Below are 18823 nucleotides of genomic sequence, written 5' to 3'. Positions count from 1 at the left end.
TGCGCCGGGCGTTCACCCGGCGTACACAGGGATCAGCGGTAACCCGCGCGATCCATCAATTTCACGGCTTCTGTCTGCAGGCTGCCCGCTTTCTCGACGCTCACCTGGTCTGCCTTGAAGCTGCCCCAGGACTGCACTTCCTCACTGGGCTGCACAGACGGGTTGGCCGGATACTCCTGGTTGACCGCCGCAAACTGCGCCTGGGCTTCACCGCTGGCGAGCCACTCCAGCAGCGCGCGCGCCGCCTGCGGGTGCTTCGCATGCGCGGTAATGCCCGCGCCGGAAACATTCACGTGTACACCCCGGTCTTCCTGGTTCGGCCAGAACAGGGCCAGGTTCAGGTCGGGCTGCTCCTGCTTCAGGCGGCCGAAGTAGTAAGTATTCACTATGCCAACATCACACTGGCCAGCGGCGATCGCCTTGAGTACAGCGGTGTCGTTCGACATGGGGTCGGTCGCCAGGTTCGCAACCCAGCCGCGCACCACTTCCTCGGCTTTATCCGCACCGAGGGTATCCATCATGGTAGCGACGAGTGACTGGTTGTAGACCTTCTTCGAGGTACGCAGGCACAGGCGCCCCTTCCAACCTTCATCGGCGAGCGCTTCGTAGGTAGACAGTTCTTCCGGCTTCACCCGGTCGGTCGCGTAGACGATGGTGCGCGCACGTACGGACAGCGCCGCCCACATATCGTTGCCTGAGCGCAGGTTGGCCGGGATCGCCTTGCTGATGACATCGGAATTCAGCGGCTGGAACAGGCCCCGCTCCTCCGCCTGCCAGAGGTTGCCCGCATCGACGGTCATCAGTATATCCGCCGGCGAGGTTTCACCCTCCGCTTCCAGGCGCGCCATCAGCGGGCCTTCCTTATCCGTGATATAGCGGATCTCGATACCGGTTTCCGCGGTGTAGCGCTCGAACAACGGCTTGATCAGGTGTTCCTTGCGCGCGGTGTAAACCGTGATCTGACCCTTTTCATCACTGCCGGCGGCTTCAGGGGCCGCCTTTTCGCTGGCGGCGTCAGTACCACTCTTGCCACAGGCACTGAGGAAAACTGCGGCCGCAGCGGGCAGCAACAGGCGGGAAAACATATTCATGCGGGACTCCGTTTCCGGGATTATTTTTCGGCAAGGATGATAACGATTCCCATTTACAAACACAATTGATCTGGATCAGCTGCCGGCTAGGTACCGCTCCTGGGGTCCTCGCGCTTGTCCGTCGCCTGCGGGTCAGGCGGGTCCTGGTCACCGGGCTCCACAGGCGGTGTCGCGTCATCCGGGTCGCCTGCGTCGATGATGCCTACCACGCCCTCGCCATCGGATTCCGCGTCGTCAGCCTGCGCCTCGGAATCCACATTGAGGCCGTGGCGCTGAGCACGCCAACGCCACAATCTGCGCGCCAGGCGCTGGCGGTTGGCGGTCTTGTCACCCTCATCCACAATCTCGTGGCCGAGCATGCTCTCCAGCACATCTTCCAGTGTCAGCAGGCCCTCGGTACCACCATATTCATCGACAATCAGCGCCACCTGCACGCGCCGCTTGAGGAACTGCTCAAACGCCTTGTACACACTGGCCGACTCATGCAGCACCAGCAACTCGCGGCGGAATTCGCGCAACCTGCGCTCGCCCTGCCCACTGGCCATCGCCAGCAGCAACTCCTGTTTCAATACGAAACCGGTGACCTTGTCCTTGTCACCCTCTTCGAAGATCGGGATGCGGGAAAAATTCTCACGGTCATACTGGTCGTAGAGCGCCGCCACGGTGCCGTCCTCCGGCAGCGCAAAAACCACCGTGCGCGGGGTCATACTCTCGCGTACTGTCCTGTCACGCAGGCGAAACAGGTTGCGCAGGATATTGGACTCCCGCTGCTCCAGCTGCCCCTCCTGCTCACCGATATCCGCCATCACCGCAAATTCCTCGCGCGAGAAACCGGTAAGGGTGGTCTCCTGTTTCATGCCGCGTGTCAGCCACTCGGACATTTTCACAAACGGGTAAAGCAGCCACACCAGCCCGCGCAAAACGTAGCCAGTGACCGGCGCCAGTTCACGCCAGTAGTGCGCGCCCAGGGTCTTGGGAATGATTTCAGAAAACACCAGGATCAGCAGCGTCAGGATCGCAGACGCGATGCCCAGGTAGTTGTTGCCAAAAACCGCAGCCGCCTGCGCACCGGCACCCGCGGCACCGGCGGTATGGGCGATTGTGTTCAGGGTCAGGATGGCCGACAGCGGTGCATTGATATCGCTTTTCAGCTTGCGCAGTACCGGGCCAGCCTTGCGCCCCTCGCTTTCCAGCAGGCTGATATAGGGCGTGGTGACACTCAGCAGGACCGCTTCCGCAATGGAGCAGAGGAACGAGAATCCCAGGGCGATGGAGACATAGATTATGAGCAGTAACATGGAACCGGGATTTGATTATTCAGTTGTATTTCGACCATTGCGCGGGCGATAAAGCGCACGGTACAGCAACCCTGCCATGATGCCTGCCAGCAGCCCGCCGGTATGCGCCGCGTTGGCAACGCTGCCGTCGATAAAGATATCCACTATGCCGAGCCCGCAGACCACCAGCCAGCCGAGCATGAAGATAATCAATCCCGGTGGCAGGTAGGCCCAACGCGGACCACCGCGCTGCAATGGCAACAGGAAGCCGATAAAGCCATACACTACACCGGACATGCCGCCAAAGATACTTTCAGGCTCCCACCAGTACTGCGCCAGGTTGGATACCAGCGCAGTCCACAGGAAAATGCCCAGCAACCAGCGCCAGCCGGTGCCGGTCTCCAGCTGCCTGCCAAGCACCCACAACCAAAGGCTGTTGAAGACGATATGCAGGATGCCGAAATGCAGGAATGCGGGCGTCCAGAGGCGCCACCACTGCCCGGCTTCCAGCGCGTAGGAGAGTTTCATCAGGTAGCGCACGCCACCCTGTTCGACGATTGGCTGGGCGGTGAACTGCCCCACCAGCAACTCGGGGCCCCAAGTAACCAGCGCCGCGCCGGCGAGTGACAGCAGAATCAGCAGGATGGTCAGCGGGCAGAAAGGCTGGCGCACTGCGGTGGGTATCTGCGCCTGCGGCATTTCCAGCTGCGCGCCACCATCGCGCCACTTGCGCACTAGCTCGCGCAGCGGTTCCGCCAGGGATTGCTCTGACGTCCAAAGCACCTGGCAGTTGTTTTCTTCGGAAAAGCGGCACGGCATCCGGTGCGCCTGTAGGAAAGCCGCCAGCTCCCCAAGGTCCTCATCCAGTGAGAAGCTCTCGACCTTTATCCAGTTACTCAAAGGTTCATACTCGTCGCAACGCCATCAGATGGCCATAGCGCGCATGATAATCCTTTTTTTCAGTAATGGGCTGGCATCCACCATATTCAGGCCGGTATTGCGCAACCAGCGCCAGTGCAGGGCGCCCTCGCCAAACAGGGATTTGAAGTTGCTCATCGCTTTCAGGGTGGCCATGTTGTCCGCGCGGCGGCGGCGCTGGTAGCGTTTGAGCGTGGACGGATCACCCACTGGCAGATTGCGCTTGAGCCCGCGCTGGATTTCCTCGGCGAGCACTGCGACATCACGCAGGCCGAGGTTCACACCCTGCCCCGCAAGCGGGTGGATATTGTGTGCGGCATCGCCCACCAGAACGGCGCCATCGCCGATATAGGATTGTGCGTGGCGCGCACGCAGGGGGAAGCTCTGGCGTGGGCGCGAGCACTCCACAGTGCCCAGGCGGCCACCCGTGGCGCGTTCGAGGTAGAGCGCAAAGGCACTGTCATCGAGCAGCAACAGCTCCTGCGCCAGGTCGTCATCCGCTGACCAGACGATGGCACTGTGTTGCAGGTCACCGAGCCCCGCCAGCGGCAGGAAAGCCACAGGCCCGGTCTTCAGGAAAGACTGCCAGGCGGTATTGGCGTGATCCTTTTCCGTGCGCACGACAGTCACGATGGCCTGCTGCTGGTAATCGGTATCTTCCGTCTCGATTTGCAGCTGGTCGCGCACCTGTGAGCGTGCACCGTCGGCGCCGATCAACAGCGGCGCCTGCACGATTTCACTCATCTGCGGCAACTCATCGTCGAGACGCGGGAATTCACTGCGCGGTTGCAGGTTCCAGAGCTTGCAGTCACGCCACCAGTGCTCGGTACGGAATCCCAGCTCCAGTTCCACATTGGGCAGGTTTTCCACGACATCCCGCAGGGCATTGACCACCACGCTGTTCTCGACGATATGGCCGAGGTTTGGCTCGCCGATCTCGCGACAGCCAAAGTGAATGCGACCGGTGCCATCGGCGTCCCATACCCGCATATCGGTGTAGGGGCAGAGACGCTGCGCGGCAATCGCCTCCCAGGCGCCAACTTCCTCCAGCAGGCTTTGCGATGCGCGTGTAAGGGCAACGACCCGCGCCTCGTAGTCGCCTTCGGTGGTCGGTGCTATTTCCGCAGCCGCTTCCAGCAACGCGATCTTGAGCTTTGGCATTCGTGTGGCCAGCAGCGCCGCCTGCGCGAGCCCCACCATGCCAGCGCCGATAATAGCGATATCGGCGCGCCTTCTTTTTATCATTTCCGGTTCTTCCGTGCCTGAGGCCTGCACCGCGCCCTTGTCCGTTTCACCAGGCAGATGTTGTTGGTCTTTCGCCACTTTACCTTCAACACTGTCGGTACTATTGATACCCACAGCGTTTCTATCATTTCCGTTCGCCATCACAGCCCTAACCCCGCAGCCTGTCGCGCAAACGCAGATCTCAGTGGTGGCGCGAGTGCCAACCCCAGCAACCCGAACTGACGCGCCACTTGCAACCAGGGATTGGCCGAGGAGAACAACCCCGGCACCCGGTCACTGAAGCCGATCGTCAGCGCCTGGTCGCGCTGCCTGGATTCCGCATAATCCATCAGCAAGTGTAGCTCCCCGGGTGCGCAGTTTGACGCCACACCACGCGCCACAACCTGTGCCAGCGTCTCACAATCGCGCAGGGTCAGGTTGAACCCCTGCCCCGCCACCGGGTGCAGGAAATGCGCGGCGTTGCCCATCAGCACCACATGGCTGCGCACCTGCTCGTCAGAGAGCGACAGGCCGAGCGGGTAGTGGTGGCGTTCGCCACAGCGGAGAATACGCCCTGCGCGCCAGCCGAATTCGTCCTGCAGCGCCTTGCAGAAGTCGCGCTCGGGTAGCGCCAGCAATCGCTCAACACCCACCGCCTCATCTGCTGAGGATTCTCTATCGGGACGTGTCCAGACCAGCGCCATGCGCTGGGCACCATCGCGCGCGGGCAGCGGCAACAGCGCCATTGGGCCGCGCGCGGTAAATCGCTCATAGGCGACGCCGTCATGCGACCGGTCGATCTCAACGGTGGTGACCAGTGCCTGCTGTTGATAATCGACATAGCGCTGGTCGATGCCAAGTTGCTTGCGCAGACTCGACTCCGCGCCGTCGGCGACCACCACCAGCTGTGCGCGCAGAGTCGTTGCCGCGCCGGATACCTGCAGCAACAGCTCTGCACCGCGCGCCCCGATCTCCAGGTTTGTCACGGTCGCGGGTGCCAGCAGCCGGGCCCCGGTATTGCGCACCGCCTCCAGAAGTACCGGCCCCAGCACGGCATTTTCCACCACCGCACCGAGTGACTGCGCATCGCCCAGGTCGCGCTCACCGAGCTGCGCACCGCCGGCATGGCCACGGTCCGATACGTGAACACGCTCGATCATTGCGCAGTGTGTTTGCAGTACCGGCCATACATCGAGGGATTTGAAAATATCGATCGCGCCGGCTGACAACGCCGTAGCCCGCGCATCGAAACTGGGCAACTGCAGCGGCCCGGATTGTGGCAGCGGCCTCTGTTCCACCAGCGTCACGGAAAATTGCGGGCAATATTTATCGAGTAGCAGCGCCAGGCTGGCACCCGCCATACCACCACCGATTATGGCGATATCCGTTTCCAGCGCCTGCTGCGCCTTACCGGCGTCGTGCGTCATGTTGTTCAGATTTCCAGTAATTGTTGCGGGCTGGCAAAGGTTGCCGCTGTTTCACGCATCAGGTGCTCGATATCCTGCACTTCCTTCGGAACATTTGCGGACAGCACTTCATTGCCGCCGCGCGTAATTGCCACCGTATCCTCCACCCGAATGCCCAGGCCGCGGAATTGTGCCGGTACGGATGCATCGTCCGGGGCGATATACAACCCAGGCTCCACGGTGAGCACCATGCCTGGCTCGAGCTGGCGCCAGGCGCCGGCGATACGGTAGTCACCCACGTCGTGCACATCCATGCCCAGCCAGTGCCCGGAGCGATGCATGTAAAAGCGGCGATAGGATTCCCCGGCAATGATATCGTCCAGCGCACCCTCCAGCAGCCCCAGGTCTCGCAGTCCTTCCGCCAGCACCCGTACACTGGCCTGGTGCGGCATATCCCAGTGGCTACCCGTCTGTGCGGCATCGATCGCGGCCTTCTGGCTTGCCAGCACGACTTCATACAATGCGCGCTGCGGTCCGCTGAAGCGACCGCTCACTGGGAAGGTACGGGTAATATCCGCAGCATACCCCTGCCATTCGCAACCGGCATCCACCAGCACCAGATCCCCCCTGCGCAGCACCGATACGTTGGCGGTGTAATGCAGCGTGCAGGCATTGACTCCACCGGCGACAATTGCAGGGTAGGCCGGCTGGCGCGCACCGGCGCTGTGAAATTCGTGCAGTATCTCTGCCTCCAGCCGGTACTCCTGCTCACCCGGCTGGCAAAAGCGCATCGCGCGACAATGGGCGCGCGCACTGATCTCCGCAGCCTCACGCAACAGGCGCAGCTCGGCGGCGCTCTTGTAAAGGCGCAGGTCATGCAGGTGATGATCCAGGTCCGCCAGCTGCGGCCGGTCACTGGCATCCGGCGCCTTGCCGAGGAATTCGAGTATCGATTGCAAACGCGCATCGAGCGCCGGCTGCCGGCCCAGCGCGTAGTAAATACAGTCACGGCCTTCGATCAGCCCTGACAGGATGTCATCCAGGTCCGCAATGGGGAAAGCATCATCCACATCGTAGCGCTCGCAGGCGCGCTCCGGACCGCAGCGAGCGCCTTCTACCCGCTCCACATCCGGGTCGCGTTCACGACAGAAAAGCAGGGTTTCGCCGGCAGCGCGGCCCGGCACCAGCACCAGCAGCGCATCGGGCTCAGGAAAGCCACACAGGTAACTGAAATCGCTATCCTGCCGAAACGGATAGCAGGTAGCGCGCGAACGCTGCACCTCACTCGCCGCGGGCACGATCACCAGGCTGTTCGGGACAAGGCGCTCGACCAGCCCCTCGCGCCTGCGCCGGTATTCCCTTCGTGAGATCCCCATCAGCAGACCAACCGATCAGTGCACTTCGGATTCGTCACGGCCACCGCACTCGGTGTAGATGTTCATCGCGGCAACGCGCACATATTCGAGCAGTTCGAACAATGCGGTTTCCGCATCCTCTCCTTCCTCGACCTCTTCCGCGTCCACCTGCGCAATCGCGGCAATATCCTTCAGCGCCTCTGCGCTGGTTGGCGGCACCTTGTCATCACCGGTCATGCCACTGGTGCCGAAGCCGTGCAGGAAGCCGGAACACCACTCTGCCAGCTGGCCAGTCCTCACAGACGCATCCGCGCCCTCGTCCAGCAACAGGGAAAATTCAAATGAGTCGCCGCCCAGCTGCGCAACCGTCTGCTCCAGCAGATCCGATAAAAGGCTGTTGAGGTCCGCCGGCACCGCATCGATCTCCATATAGGTAAGTGCGGCCTTGCGCCAGCGCCCCGCATCCAGCGCCGCGCCGCCGGCCAGCTTTCCCGCCAGCAAACCGTGCAGTTCCGAGGGGCTGGACCCGGTTCCTGCGAGGATTGCGGAGGTTTTTGCGTAAGTCGGGTTGGTATCAGACATTATTTGAACACTTGTGTGTAATTTATGATCGCAGGAACTGTGGCGGCCTGCGGCAATTGACCGGTTTATATTGGGGCAATATAGTAACTGGGTTATACCCAATATGGGCAAATACCAACAATAATTTGGCGGACTATGGAAAGGCTCAAGTCTCTGGAATCTACCGTCGATGCACTGATCGAACAGTGCCGTCGCCTGGACGAAGATAACCAGCAGCTGCGCATGAAGGAAAAATCCTGGTCCGAGGAACGCGCCCGTTTGATCAAGAATAATGAACTGGCTCGCAGCCGCGTGGAATCCATGATTACCCGCCTGCGCGACCTGTCACAAGAGGCCTGAGACTTTGTCAGCCCGCGCCAACAATGCAGAAACCGTTACCGTCACCATACTCAACAAGGAGTATCGGGTGGCCTGTGCACCGGGTGAACGCCTGGAGCTGCTCGCCTCTGCCCAGTTACTGAATGAGCGCATGGCGGACATCCGCTCCGGCGGCAGCGTCATTGGCCTCGAGCGCATTGCGGTAATGGCGGCGTTGAATATCGCGCATGAACTGATCCAGTCCAAGACGGAACTGGCGCGGCTGCCGGTGGAGCACGAACTGCTCGATCGCCTGCAGGAAAAGGTCGAGCAGGCGATCGCCAGTCACACTCCATCCTGACCTGTCGTCCCCGAATACCCCCTTCGCACCTTAGCCTTTTGCAAAACGCAGCGGTATACTTGTTTACAACCCTGAGGTGTTGGCCAGTTGACTATGTCCTCGAGCCGATACTTGTAATCCCGGGGGCTTCCAGATGGCGTTGTGTGCATGTCCGCAAGACGGAAAGCCTTATGCGTCTCGGGAGCCACCACCTTGAACCTTACGGTTCAAGGCTATGTCGACAGCGGCACCCTGGGGCCTTAATCAAATCCCGCGCCCTCGCGCAAACATTCCAACGCCTCTTCCTATTCGTGCCCGGACCCGCAGTCCGTTATTATCTGGCACATGACCGAACCGCACCAACAAGACAACGCAGAGCGCAAACGCGTTCTACGCAGGCGCCTGCGCCAGGCCCGCCGCGCACTGAGCAGGCACCAGCAACGCCGCGCCAGTCACGCAATCGTCCAGCGCCTTTGTCGCCTGCCCGCCGTCATCCGCGCGCGATCCATTGCGCTCTACTGGCCGAACGATGGTGAAGTGGATACCCGCGAACTGGTGCGCTGCCTGCCAGGCAAGTGTTTTTACCTGCCGGTCTTGCCGGCCAGCGCGCGCACCCAGATGCAGTTCCTGCCCTGGCAGGGACAGGTATTGCGTTACGCCAACCACTACGCCATTCCCGAACCAACCATGGGCCCGGCCATTGAACCACTAAAACTGGATCTGGTACTGATGCCGCTGGTGGGATTTGATCCTCTGGGGGCGCGCCTTGGCATGGGTGGTGGTTTCTACGATCGCACCTTCGCCAGGCTGCATCGCCTGCCGGGTGCCGGGCCTGCATTGATCGGCATCGCGCACGAGTTGCAGAAAGTAGACGCGCTGCCGACCGAGAGCTGGGATATTCCACTGGCCGGCATCGTCACAGAACAGCGCTACTACCCTGCCTGAATACTACCCCGCCTGAATACCACCCGGGAAAAGCTGCGCACTGCTCCCTGGGAGCCACACATAAAAAAACAGCGGAACAATTGCTTGTTCCGCTGTTTTCCGCCGTAGGGACTGTTACTACCGGGTTACTACCCCCTGCTGCAACTCACCGCGCGACTGAGGCTCAGAAGCAAAGACTCCTGATTTGCCAACGCCGGTCAGCAGGACCCCGGCCACAAAGACAATCACGGCGATCGTCATTGCATCGGGTTTCATGGGACCATCCTGTAAGTTTCGCCTGCTTCGCTACATCCCAGGCTGTTTTGCATGTCTGCAACGCCGCTGAACAAATTTGACAGCGTAGTCACGACGTTCAAACTATATACAGACTCACCCCCGCAAGAACGTGACCCACTTCTCAATTCAACAACTGTACAATACCGCCGTGCCATGCACAGCGGGTATTCACCCTAACCGTTCCCCAAAAAGAACTGGTAGGCCGGGTTTTGCGTCTCTTCCCAGAACGGATAGTGCAGCCCCGCCAGGGTTTCGCGCAGCAGGTCGCGCTCGCCCTCCGGCACCTGCAGCCCCACCAGCACCCGGCCGTAGGCGGCGCCGTGGTTACGGTAGTGGAACAGGGAAATGTTCCAGCGCCCCGCCAGACACTCGAGGAACTGCAGTAGTGCGCCCGGGCGCTCGGGGAACTCAAAGCGATACACCACCTCATCGTCGAGGCCCTGCACGCGCCCGCCCACCATGTAACGGATATGCAGCTTGGCCATCTCGTTATCGGTGAGGTCCGCCACCTGGTAATCGCGCTGGCGCAACTCATCGAGCATCTGCTGGCGGTCCGCATCGGTACTCACCTGCAAGCCCACGAAAATATGCGCGGCGCCGTTATTCGCGTAGCGGTAATTGAATTCCGTTACGGCTCGGCTACCGAGGTCGCGACAGAAACGCAGGTAACTGCCTGCCTCTTCCGGAATCGTTACCGCCAGCACCGCTTCGCGCTTTTCACCAATCTCGGTGCGCTCGGAGATATAACGAAGACGATCAAAATTGGTATTGGCTCCGCTGACCACAGTGGCCAGCGCCTGTCCCCGGGCGCCCTGCTGTTCGATATATTTTTTCAGCCCGGCGAGCCCGAGCGCACCCGCTGGTTCCGCGATGGAACGGGTATCCTCGAAGATATCCTTGATGGCTGCACAGATTTCATCGGTACTGACGGTGATAACCCCGTCGATGGTGTCCCTGAGAACGCGGAAGGTTTCCTTACCGATGCGCGCCACCGCCACACCGTCGGCAAAAATACCGACATGGCTCAGGTTGGCGGGCTCTCCCGCCTCCATGGCGGCTGCCAGGCAGGCTGCATCCTGCGGCTCCACCGCATAGACCTTGATGCCCGGGCGCACATACTTGATATAGGCGGCCATGCCTGCCGCCAGCCCACCGCCACCTACCGGGATAAACACCGCATCCAGGTCGCCGGGGTGCTGGCGCAGCAACTCCATGGCAACAGTGCCCTGGCCGGCAATGACATCCGGGTCGTCAAACGGGTGGATAAAGATCAGGCCGCGCTCGGCAACGAGCGCCTGCGCATGGGTGGAAGCTTCATCGAAGGTATCGCCGTGCAGCACCACTTTTGCGCCGCGGGCGCGCACCGCATTCACCTTGATCGCCGGGGTGGTGGTTGGCATCACGATGGTGGCATCGATGCCCAGGTGCGCCGAGGCCAGTGCCAGCCCCTGCGCATGGTTGCCGGCCGAGGCCGCAATCACGCCCTGGGCGCGCTCCGCCGCATTCAGCTGCAGCAGACGATTGTAAGCACCGCGCACCTTGAATGAGAAAACCGGTTGCAGGTCTTCGCGCTTCAGTAGAATCTGGTTCCCAAAGCGTTTGGACAGGGCCGGCGCAGCGTCCAGCGGTGTCTCGCTGGCGACGTCGTAGATACGCGCATCCAGAATGCGCTTGATATAGGATTCAGGCATGCCAAACTTGCTGCTTATTTACTTCGGGAAGGACGCCAGTCTAAAGTTTGGCGGGCGTATTTTCCAGCAGATTAGGCAAGCAGTCGCGGATTTTACGCGATAAAATCGCCTGAAAAAGCCATTCCAGACCCAGCAATTGCACTGCCCACCAGAAAGGACCCACTGCAAGCCCATGAACCAGGACCAACTCAAGCGCGCCGTCGCAGAAGCGGCTGCGGCCTACATTGCACCGAAACTCGAAAGCGACACCATCGTTGGCGTGGGCACCGGCTCCACCGCCAACCTGTTTATCGACTGCCTCGCGGAGTTGAAAGGCAAGTTCGACGGCACTGTCGCCAGCTCAGAGGCCTCCGCAGAGCGCCTCAAGGCACACGGCATACCGGTCTATGACCTCAATGCGGTCGATGACGTACTGGTGTATGTAGACGGTGCCGACGAGACCGATGCACACCTGGCGCTGATCAAGGGCGGCGGTGCGGCACTCACACGCGAGAAAATCGTGGCGGCGGTGGCGCAGGAATTCGTGTGCATTGCCGATGAGAGCAAGTGGGTGCCGGTGCTCGGCAACTTCCCGCTACCGGTGGAGGTCATTCCGATGGCGCGCTCACATGTAGCGCGCGAGCTGGTCAAGCTCGGCGGGGACCCTGTCTACCGCCAGGGCGTGGTCACCGACAACGGCAACGCGATCCTGGATGTCCACAACCTGCAGATCCGCACACCGATTGCGCTGGAAGAACAGATCAACAATATCGTCGGGGTTGTCACCAACGGCCTGTTCGCCGCACGCAATGCAGACGTGCTGCTGCTTGGCGGCGCCAACGGGGTCGAAACCATTCGCGCCGGCGAGGGGCGCAAGTGACTGCACGCGTCACTACCGCCTGCACCCTGCTGGCGGCCGGCGCCCTGCTCGGTGGCTGCGCCACGGCACCGCCGGCAAACCTGGAAAATGTCTGCGAGATTTTTTCAGAGAAAAAGGGCTGGTACGCGGACGCCTACCAGGCCTCGAAGCGCTGGAACGCTTCCATCCCGGTCATGATGGCCTTTGTCCACCAGGAATCCCGGTTCGTACACGACGCCCGCCCGCCGCGGCGCAAGATCCTGGGCTTTATCCCCGGCCCCAGGCCCTCGAATGCCTACGGCTACTCCCAGGCACTCACTGGCACCTGGCGAACTTACGAGCGTAACTCCGGTAATAACGGCGCTGACCGCGATGACTTTGCCGACGCCCTGGACTTTATTGGCTGGTACAACCAGAGCAGTGTGCGCCGCAATAACATCGATCGGAATGACAGCTACCACCTGTACCTGGCCTACCATGAGGGCCACGGCGGCTTCGAGCGACGCACCTACCGGAACAAACCCTGGCTGCAGGATGTGGCCCGCGGGGTATCACAGCGGGCCAAACGTTATGATGCGCAGCTGCAGGGCTGCGCACACAAATTTCCGAAGAGAAGAAAGTTTCTGGGGCTGTTCTAGGTTTTTAATGGATTGGCCTAGGGAGTGCCAGCCAACTGTGGCAGGCAGCGGTAGCGGTTTTTGTCTTCCAGCGGTCCGGAAAGGCAATACCAATTAGAATTTTCAGCAAAAGCTTCGGGAGATTCAGGCTCGCTTGTATAGGAGTTTTTTACTATCAGCCGACTAATCTTTTTATCGGAAGAGCCTAGCAGCGCATTGGCCATCGATACTTTTGTCCTTACGTCGAAGGAGCGTGCTACATATTCGAGCAATGCTTCTTCCGGCATATCCGCACTAAGTGCAACGCCACCCAGGTTTCGCACCCAGTCCATCATGGAAGGCTCCCAGTATCTCCTTGCACCAGGTTTAAAGTCCAAATCCCCGGATTCATAATCACTGATTAACCCCTTCATTACCTCAAAGTGCTGGTTAAGCAACATGTTGGGCTTTATCAGGGCAAAGTTAATCCAAGAGGGCAGCTCCCAGTCTGTCGAAGAAATCTTTTCAGAATGATGCTTCAACAGGGTGCCAAAACTTTCCACATGGGCCAGCTCATGCCCCAACCATTTTGATACTGGCACATCACCTTCTGACAACTCTGGCAAGGCATCCATTTGGAAACCGGGGTACTCTTGGCTAATAAGTGCGACTGCGTCCACCACCTCGCCGATCAACGCCAGCATTACCATTCCGTGTATCAGGGAGTCACTTTGCCTTAACTGTTCGTGCAATTCCTTATATGCCGCAGCAAGAAGCTCGCTACCCATTTGCAACTCATTCGACCTTATAGCCGATATAGCTTCCGCAACCTGCAACCTGCTTCCATACGACAAGTAGGCGAATGACGGCAAAGGCGCACTAGGGTTCGCCCGCGACATCAATCTATAATCGTCAAAAGCAACGTAAGCTCGATATCTTTCTAATAGCAGCCTGTTATCGGATATATCGGCCTCAAGTGCAGGAGAAAGATACTCTTCTTTCCATAGGCATTTGCTACTGCCTATGTCGCATACCCGCGGCAACTGGGGCATTGGCAATTGACCCGATGTATTCCAAGGTTCCAGCTCATACTGGCCGGCCTTTTCAAAGCGCGCCTCCGCTTCACGAATTTTCGCTAGCCGCTCACGTCCCAGCGCCTCGGGGTCCTCACCCACAGGCGCATCCATGCCCAGCAGATAAAGATACGCACGGCTTTCCCTCTGTGGCTGCGCCTGCTGCAGCAGCGCCTGGGCGCCCGGGTCAAGCTCATCATCGACCTGCAGAAAACCAACAAGGGCAACCAGCACCCCCAGGGCAATCAGGAATTTTTTCATGGGAAATTTTCTTTTATTGTGTATTTGAAAAGCGTCTTTTACTGAATTTTTCCCAGCGGCACTTCCAGCGTGGCAGCCACCTGGCCCAGGTTTTCCTGCACCCAGCTCCGGTCGATCGACCCCCAGTCCAGCATTCGGTAATAACCATCGTTATTACGCACGCCCTGCTGCACAAATTCGACCTGGGTACCGTGCCCCGGCAGCCCCTTGGCGATAATGTCCTGAATAGTGCGGCGCGGCCAGCCAGTAGCAGCCTCCAGCGCCGGGTTGTTTGGCCGCTCCATGGCATCGATCAGGTAGGCCACCAGCAGGCGCCGGCAGATAGTCGGGTTCAATGTCATGCGCTAGCTATCCCCCGTCAGCCCGACCGGCTCGAAGTAGACCTTTTCTCCTTCATCTGCTGTCGACTCTACCCAGGGGCGGAAACGCGCTTCCAGCGCCTTGCGCTTGATCTTGAGTGTGGGTGTCACCAGCTCGTTGTCCGGCGTCCAGTCGTAGGCGGAGATATAAATGGCGCGGATACGGGAATAGCCCGGCAGCGTTCCGTTCACTTCATCCAGGGTCTTTCCCAGCTCCTGCGCAATCGCGCCCTTATCCATTTTCTGTGCGATCTCCGACAGGGTCGCAAGCATTACCGGGTTGTCCATGCCGTGCCCGAACACGCACACCTGCCCCAGCAGCGCCGCTTCACCAAAGCGCTTCTCCAGGTCCGGTGGTTGCACAAATTTGCCCTTGCTGGTCTTGAAGGTATCGGAAAGCCGCCCCGTTACATGCAGCAGCCCCTTGTCATCCACAAAACCGGCGTCGCCGGTATGGTAATAGCCGTTGCGCAGCACCTCCGCGGTTTTCTCTTCCTCGCGATAGTAACCGGTCATCAACGCATCGCTTTTGAACAGGATCTCTCCCTCATCGGAAATCTTCACCTCGTTACCCCAGAACGGCTTGCCCACGGTACCGGGTACGGGCGTGTCTCCCATATGGTTGATGGTGCCGTAGATAAAGTTCTCGGTCATGCCGTAACCATCGGCCACCATCATGCCCATGCGGTGATACCACTTCTGCAGGTCTTCTGAAATCGGCGAAGCCCCGGTGATCAGCATGCGCGCCTGGTCCAGCCCCAGCCCCTTTGCCACCTTTTTCTTGAACCAGCTATTGAGCAGCGGGATACGCAGCAGTGTCCGCTGCACCGGCGGGGAGATCTTCGCATCGATCCCTTCCTTGAATTTCGCCCACAGGCGTGGCACTGAGAAAAACATGGTGGGACGGGTACGCTGCAGGTCTTCGAGAAACGTATCGATGGATTCCGTAAAATGCACCGGCGTGCCCGAGTAGAGGCTATGCAGCTCCACCACGATGCGCTCCGCTGCATGGGAAAGCGGCAGGTAGGAAAAGAAACGGTCGTCCTCGTCGTAGCCGAAACCGCGGATCATGTTCGGTACCGCGAAGGTGACCGTGCTCCACGGGTGCATTACACCCTTCGGGTTACCGGTGGTACCGGAGGTGTACATAATGGTAAACAGCGCATCAAGGTCATAGACGGGGCTGCCACTGAATGGCTCCGTGGTATCGACAATTTCCTGTAAAGTCTGCTCACAGTCGATTTCACACCGCTGTATCGCCACCGTCGGGATACCGGTGGAGGCGCCAATGATATTGTCGTTATTGTCCGATGCGCCCACGAAAATCAGCTTGCTGTCAGAGTGGTCCAGCACGTAACGCATGGAATCCCGGGACTGCCCGGGATATAGCGGCACACTGATCATGCCAGCGAGCATGATGGCAAAATCCACGATAAACCAGTCAGCACAGTTCTTGGCGTGAATGGCTATCCTGTCCCCTTCGGAAAAACGCTGGCGCAGGAAGTTCGCGATGCGACGCGCATTGCCAATGACCTCACCCCAGGTATATTCGCGCCACTCGCGGTTCTGCATCTGCCGCAGGTAAACCTGGTCCGCGCAGCTGCGTTCGCGCTCATACAGGATTTCAAGCGGTTGCTTGCCTTTGATGGCCTGGTATTTCTGTTCCGGCGTGGTCATAACTTTTCCCTCGCGTCGGGCAATATCCCGATCTCATTCCAACAATCCTATATGATGCGCAACCTTGTTGTCCTGCAAAGCGACAGCGGGAGTTCAAACTTGCACAGCGTTACCAAGTCTACGCGAATCCGGCCCTGACATTCTGCAGTAATTTGCGCATAATCAATCGCTGGCAAACCTGTTGGCGCCCAAATAACGTGGATATGGCAGATAGCAGCAGCGATTTAACCCAGATTCGGGACGGCATTCCCACAATTGTAATCGACGCACAACTGGCGGGCGCACGCGCTGCCGGTGTCGATACACACGCCCTGCTTGCAGAGGCCGGCATCAACCCGGACCTGCTGGATAGCATCGGGCAGGTATCGCGTGAGAAGTTTGCGGCCCTGCTGCGCGTCCTGTGGAACAGCATGGCGGATGAATCCGGCGGCTACCTGCAGCGCCCCTGGCAGCCTGGCACCTTCGCCATGATGTGCCATGCCACCATCAACTGCCCCAACCTGCGCCGCGCCCTGTTGCGCAGCGCGCGCTTTATCGGCATGGTCAGCGACGATCTGCAGATCGAACTGCGCGAGAACGGCGAGGAGGCCTGCCTCGTTTTCCACCACGACAATCGGGCCGGCATCGACAACCGGGTGTTCCTCGAGTCCATTGCGGTGCTGTGGCTGCGTTTTGCCAGCTGGATGATCGACCGCACTATCCTGCTGGACCGGGTGAACCTCGGTTTTTCCGCGCCGGCTTATGCGGCGGGCTACAGCGACATGTTCCCCTGCCCGCATTACTTCGAACAGGAAGAAACCTGCCTCGTATTCAGCACCCGCTACCTGCAGATGCCACTGGTGCGCGACGAACAGCAGCTGTCGGATTTCCTCGCCCGCGCACCGGAGTGCCTGCTGACCCAGTACAAATCCGACAACAGTTTTACCGGCCAGATCCGGCGCATGCTGTTGCAGCACGATGGCATCGAGAACCTGGCCCTGGATCAGGTTGCCAGCCGCCTGTACACCTCGCCACAGACCCTGCGCCGGCGCCTGAAAGACGAAGGCAATACTTGGCAGGACATCAAGGACTCCGTACGCCGGGACGTGGCCATCTACCAGCTGCGCCAGCACGACACGCCTGTCGCGGAAATTGCCGAGCGCCTCGGTTTCTCCGAGCCCAGCGCCTTCAACCGCGCGTTCAAGAAGTGGACCGGCCTCACGCCTGGCGCCTATCGCGACAAGTACCGCGTGGGTGCCGAGCCCGCCTGAGTTTTTCCCAACATATCCATCCGGCTTCTCACATCCGGGCCGCCAATGCGGCCCGCCTGATGTCACAGCACTTGACCCGTTTGGTCATTGTCGCCCCGTGCCCAGCACTTACATTAGGTGCATAACCCAAACAGGCGCAGACAGGACGGCCAGCACCAATGACCACCGAAGCCTTTATTTACGATGCTATCCGCACCCCCCGCGGCAAGGGCAAACACTCCGGCGCACTGCACGAGGTAAAACCGGTCAGCCTGCTGTCCGGCCTTTTGCAGGCCCTGCAGCAACGCAACAACCTGGATACCGAACTGGTTGACGACATTGTCATGGGTTGCGTCACTCCGGTTGGCGACCAGGGCGCGGATATCGCCAAGACCGCCGCACTCGCGGCCGGCTGGGCAGACGATGTAGCCGGCGTCACACTCAACCGCTTCTGCGCTTCCGGTGCCGAGGCCGTCAACCTGGCCGCCATGAAAGTCCGTTCCGGCTGGGAGCACCTGGTAGTGGCCGGTGGCATCGAATCCATGTCCCGCGTACCCATGGGCAGTGACGGCGGGGCCTGGGCCATGGACCCGCGCACGGCACTGGATACGGACTTTGTTCCGCAGGGTATCGGTGCCGACCTGATTGCCACACTCAACGGCTTCAGCCGCGAAGACGTTGACCGTTTTGCCCTGCACTCGCAACAAAAAGCGGCGGCGGCCTGGCAGCGCGGCGCCTTTGCGAACTCCATCGTGCCGGTCCGCGATCAGAACGGCCTCCCCATTCTCGAGCACGATGAGCTGGTGCGCCCGGACACCAGCATCGCCGGCCTTGCCGCACTGGCGCCGGCATTCGAGTTCATTGGCGACCTGGGTTTCGACCAGGTCACCCGCACCCGCTACCCGCAGGTAGAGAAAATTCGCCACCTGCACACCGCTGGCAACTCGTCCGGCATCGTCGATGGTGCCGCGGCATTACTGCTTGGTAGCGAGGCCATCGGTACCCGGCTGGGACTGCAGCCACGCGCGCGCGTACTGGCCACCGCAGTAGTGGGCACCGACCCGACCATCATGCTGACCGGCCCGGCACCGGCGACTCGCAAGGCGCTGAAACTGGCGGGCTTATCGGTTGACGACATCGACCTTTTCGAGGTGAACGAAGCCTTCGCCTCGGTGGTGATGCATTTCCAGAGGAAACTGGGCGTACCGGACGAAAAAGTGAATGTAAATGGCGGCGCCATCGCCATGGGGCACCCGCTCGGCGCCACCGGCGCAATGCTGATCGGCACATTGCTGGACGAACTGGAAGCGCGGCAACTGCGCCGCGGCCTGGTCACCCTGTGCGTCGGTGGCGGAATGGGAATCGCAACGGTTATCGAACGGGTCTGA

The 18823-nt window shown here is 60.2% G+C and carries 19 protein-coding genes and 1 other RNA gene; 8 read left to right on the top strand and 12 right to left on the bottom strand.

Features of this window, described 5'->3' with window-relative positions:
- Positions 1-32: 32 nt before the first annotated feature.
- The 7 genes from QSJ80_RS10770 to QSJ80_RS10740 all read right to left on the bottom strand — a co-directional run bounded on the left by QSJ80_RS10770 (position 33) and on the right by QSJ80_RS10740 (position 7853).
- Complete coding sequence (locus QSJ80_RS10770) at positions 33-1091, bottom strand: extracellular solute-binding protein (RefSeq protein WP_285764457.1); 1059 nt, start codon at positions 1089-1091, stop codon at positions 33-35.
- 86 nt (positions 1092-1177) lie between these two features.
- Positions 1178-2389: a CNNM domain-containing protein gene (locus QSJ80_RS10765; RefSeq protein WP_285764456.1), complete on the bottom strand. Its 1212-nt coding sequence runs from the start codon at positions 2387-2389 to the stop codon at positions 1178-1180.
- A gap of 15 nt (positions 2390-2404) precedes the next feature.
- Complete coding sequence (locus tag QSJ80_RS10760) at positions 2405-3268, bottom strand: rhomboid family intramembrane serine protease (protein WP_285764455.1); 864 nt, start codon at positions 3266-3268, stop codon at positions 2405-2407.
- A gap of 24 nt (positions 3269-3292) precedes the next feature.
- Complete coding sequence (locus QSJ80_RS10755) at positions 3293-4531, bottom strand: UbiH/UbiF/VisC/COQ6 family ubiquinone biosynthesis hydroxylase (RefSeq protein ID WP_285764454.1); 1239 nt, start codon at positions 4529-4531, stop codon at positions 3293-3295.
- Between the two features lie 140 nt (positions 4532-4671).
- Complete coding sequence (gene ubiH, locus QSJ80_RS10750) at positions 4672-5937, bottom strand: 2-octaprenyl-6-methoxyphenyl hydroxylase (RefSeq protein ID WP_285764453.1); 1266 nt, start codon at positions 5935-5937, stop codon at positions 4672-4674.
- 5 nt (positions 5938-5942) lie between these two features.
- Entirely contained in the window at positions 5943-7292 is a 1350-nt protein-coding gene (pepP, locus tag QSJ80_RS10745; protein WP_285764452.1) for a Xaa-Pro aminopeptidase, read from the bottom strand.
- 15 nt (positions 7293-7307) lie between these two features.
- Positions 7308-7853, bottom strand: coding sequence for a UPF0149 family protein (locus QSJ80_RS10740; protein ID WP_285764451.1), 546 nt, complete (start codon positions 7851-7853; stop codon positions 7308-7310).
- A 135-nt stretch (positions 7854-7988) separates the two neighbouring features.
- On the opposite strand from QSJ80_RS10740, the gene QSJ80_RS10735 reads away from it, so the two are divergent.
- The 4 genes from QSJ80_RS10735 to QSJ80_RS10720 all read left to right on the top strand — a co-directional run bounded on the left by QSJ80_RS10735 (position 7989) and on the right by QSJ80_RS10720 (position 9435).
- Entirely contained in the window at positions 7989-8192 is a 204-nt protein-coding gene (locus tag QSJ80_RS10735; protein WP_285764450.1) for a TIGR02449 family protein, read from the top strand.
- Between the two features lie 4 nt (positions 8193-8196).
- Positions 8197-8511, top strand: a complete 315-nt coding sequence (locus QSJ80_RS10730; RefSeq protein ID WP_285764449.1) for a cell division protein ZapA — start codon at positions 8197-8199, stop codon at positions 8509-8511.
- A 65-nt stretch (positions 8512-8576) separates the two neighbouring features.
- Positions 8577-8753: non-coding RNA, 6S RNA (ssrS, locus tag QSJ80_RS10725), on the top strand.
- Positions 8754-8835: 82 nt separating this feature from the next.
- Positions 8836-9435, top strand: coding sequence for a 5-formyltetrahydrofolate cyclo-ligase (locus QSJ80_RS10720; RefSeq protein WP_285764448.1), 600 nt, complete (start codon positions 8836-8838; stop codon positions 9433-9435).
- Between the two features lie 117 nt (positions 9436-9552).
- Here the strand turns inward: QSJ80_RS10720 and QSJ80_RS10715 are convergent, their stop codons facing one another.
- Together QSJ80_RS10715 and ilvA are read right to left on the bottom strand one after the other, a co-directional pair.
- Positions 9553-9690, bottom strand: coding sequence for a hypothetical protein (locus QSJ80_RS10715; RefSeq protein ID WP_285764447.1), 138 nt, complete (start codon positions 9688-9690; stop codon positions 9553-9555).
- Between the two features lie 194 nt (positions 9691-9884).
- Positions 9885-11402: a threonine ammonia-lyase, biosynthetic gene (gene ilvA / locus QSJ80_RS10710; protein WP_285764446.1), complete on the bottom strand. Its 1518-nt coding sequence runs from the start codon at positions 11400-11402 to the stop codon at positions 9885-9887.
- A 172-nt stretch (positions 11403-11574) separates the two neighbouring features.
- Here ilvA and rpiA point away from each other — a divergent pair, with 172 nt between their 5' ends.
- Complete coding sequence (gene rpiA / locus QSJ80_RS10705) at positions 11575-12261, top strand: ribose-5-phosphate isomerase RpiA (protein WP_285764445.1); 687 nt, start codon at positions 11575-11577, stop codon at positions 12259-12261.
- Complete coding sequence (locus QSJ80_RS10700; RefSeq protein WP_285764444.1) at positions 12258-12878, top strand: transglycosylase SLT domain-containing protein; 621 nt, start codon at positions 12258-12260, stop codon at positions 12876-12878. Before rpiA ends, QSJ80_RS10700 begins: the two co-directional genes overlap by 4 nt.
- 17 nt (positions 12879-12895) lie before the next feature.
- Here the strand turns inward: QSJ80_RS10700 and QSJ80_RS10695 are convergent, their stop codons facing one another.
- Genes QSJ80_RS10695 through QSJ80_RS10685 form a run of 3 tightly spaced genes read right to left on the bottom strand, consistent with a single transcriptional unit; the run spans position 12896 to position 16206 of the window.
- A complete protein-coding gene (locus QSJ80_RS10695) occupies positions 12896-14170 on the bottom strand; it encodes a hypothetical protein (protein ID WP_285764443.1) in 1275 nt (424 codons plus the stop codon).
- Positions 14171-14208: 38 nt separating this feature from the next.
- Positions 14209-14511: a winged helix-turn-helix domain-containing protein gene (locus QSJ80_RS10690; RefSeq protein WP_285764442.1), complete on the bottom strand. Its 303-nt coding sequence runs from the start codon at positions 14509-14511 to the stop codon at positions 14209-14211.
- A 3-nt stretch (positions 14512-14514) separates the two neighbouring features.
- Positions 14515-16206 (bottom strand): AMP-binding protein, encoded by a 1692-nt coding sequence (locus tag QSJ80_RS10685; protein WP_285764441.1) that lies wholly within the window; start codon positions 16204-16206, stop codon positions 14515-14517.
- A gap of 203 nt (positions 16207-16409) precedes the next feature.
- Between QSJ80_RS10685 and QSJ80_RS10680 the strand changes: the two genes are divergently transcribed.
- Both QSJ80_RS10680 and QSJ80_RS10675 read left to right on the top strand, forming a co-directional pair.
- Positions 16410-17456 (top strand): AraC family transcriptional regulator, encoded by a 1047-nt coding sequence (locus QSJ80_RS10680; protein ID WP_285764440.1) that lies wholly within the window; start codon positions 16410-16412, stop codon positions 17454-17456.
- A gap of 158 nt (positions 17457-17614) precedes the next feature.
- Positions 17615-18823, top strand: a complete 1209-nt coding sequence (locus QSJ80_RS10675) for an acetyl-CoA C-acetyltransferase (RefSeq protein WP_285764439.1) — start codon at positions 17615-17617, stop codon at positions 18821-18823.

Source organism: Biformimicrobium ophioploci (genome assembly GCF_030270605.1).
GTDB lineage: Bacteria > Pseudomonadota > Gammaproteobacteria > Pseudomonadales > Cellvibrionaceae > Biformimicrobium > Biformimicrobium ophioploci.
This window is presented reverse-complemented; position numbering and strand designations above follow the sequence as displayed.

What these genes read in the sequence shown, in the direction of transcription:
- QSJ80_RS10770 (WP_285764457.1), bottom strand. Translation starts at nt 1,091, where the DNA reads ATGAATATGTTTTCCCGCCTGTTGCTGCCCGCTGCGGCCGCAGTTTTC.
- QSJ80_RS10765 (WP_285764456.1), bottom strand. Translation starts at nt 2,389, where the DNA reads ATGTTACTGCTCATAATCTATGTCTCCATCGCCCTGGGATTCTCGTTC.
- QSJ80_RS10755 (WP_285764454.1), bottom strand. Translation starts at nt 4,531, where the DNA reads ATGATAAAAAGAAGGCGCGCCGATATCGCTATTATCGGCGCTGGCATG.
- ubiH (WP_285764453.1), bottom strand. Translation starts at nt 5,937, where the DNA reads ATGACGCACGACGCCGGTAAGGCGCAGCAGGCGCTGGAAACGGATATC.
- pepP (WP_285764452.1), bottom strand. Translation starts at nt 7,292, where the DNA reads ATGGGGATCTCACGAAGGGAATACCGGCGCAGGCGCGAGGGGCTGGTC.
- QSJ80_RS10740 (WP_285764451.1), bottom strand. Translation starts at nt 7,853, where the DNA reads ATGTCTGATACCAACCCGACTTACGCAAAAACCTCCGCAATCCTCGCA.
- QSJ80_RS10735 (WP_285764450.1), top strand. Translation starts at nt 7,989, where the DNA reads ATGGAAAGGCTCAAGTCTCTGGAATCTACCGTCGATGCACTGATCGAA.
- QSJ80_RS10720 (WP_285764448.1), top strand. Translation starts at nt 8,836, where the DNA reads ATGACCGAACCGCACCAACAAGACAACGCAGAGCGCAAACGCGTTCTA.
- QSJ80_RS10715 (WP_285764447.1), bottom strand. Translation starts at nt 9,690, where the DNA reads ATGAAACCCGATGCAATGACGATCGCCGTGATTGTCTTTGTGGCCGGG.
- ilvA (WP_285764446.1), bottom strand. Translation starts at nt 11,402, where the DNA reads ATGCCTGAATCCTATATCAAGCGCATTCTGGATGCGCGTATCTACGAC.
- rpiA (WP_285764445.1), top strand. Translation starts at nt 11,575, where the DNA reads ATGAACCAGGACCAACTCAAGCGCGCCGTCGCAGAAGCGGCTGCGGCC.
- QSJ80_RS10695 (WP_285764443.1), bottom strand. Translation starts at nt 14,170, where the DNA reads ATGAAAAAATTCCTGATTGCCCTGGGGGTGCTGGTTGCCCTTGTTGGT.
- QSJ80_RS10690 (WP_285764442.1), bottom strand. Translation starts at nt 14,511, where the DNA reads ATGACATTGAACCCGACTATCTGCCGGCGCCTGCTGGTGGCCTACCTG.
- QSJ80_RS10685 (WP_285764441.1), bottom strand. Translation starts at nt 16,206, where the DNA reads ATGACCACGCCGGAACAGAAATACCAGGCCATCAAAGGCAAGCAACCG.
- QSJ80_RS10680 (WP_285764440.1), top strand. Translation starts at nt 16,410, where the DNA reads ATGGCAGATAGCAGCAGCGATTTAACCCAGATTCGGGACGGCATTCCC.
- QSJ80_RS10675 (WP_285764439.1), top strand. Translation starts at nt 17,615, where the DNA reads ATGACCACCGAAGCCTTTATTTACGATGCTATCCGCACCCCCCGCGGC.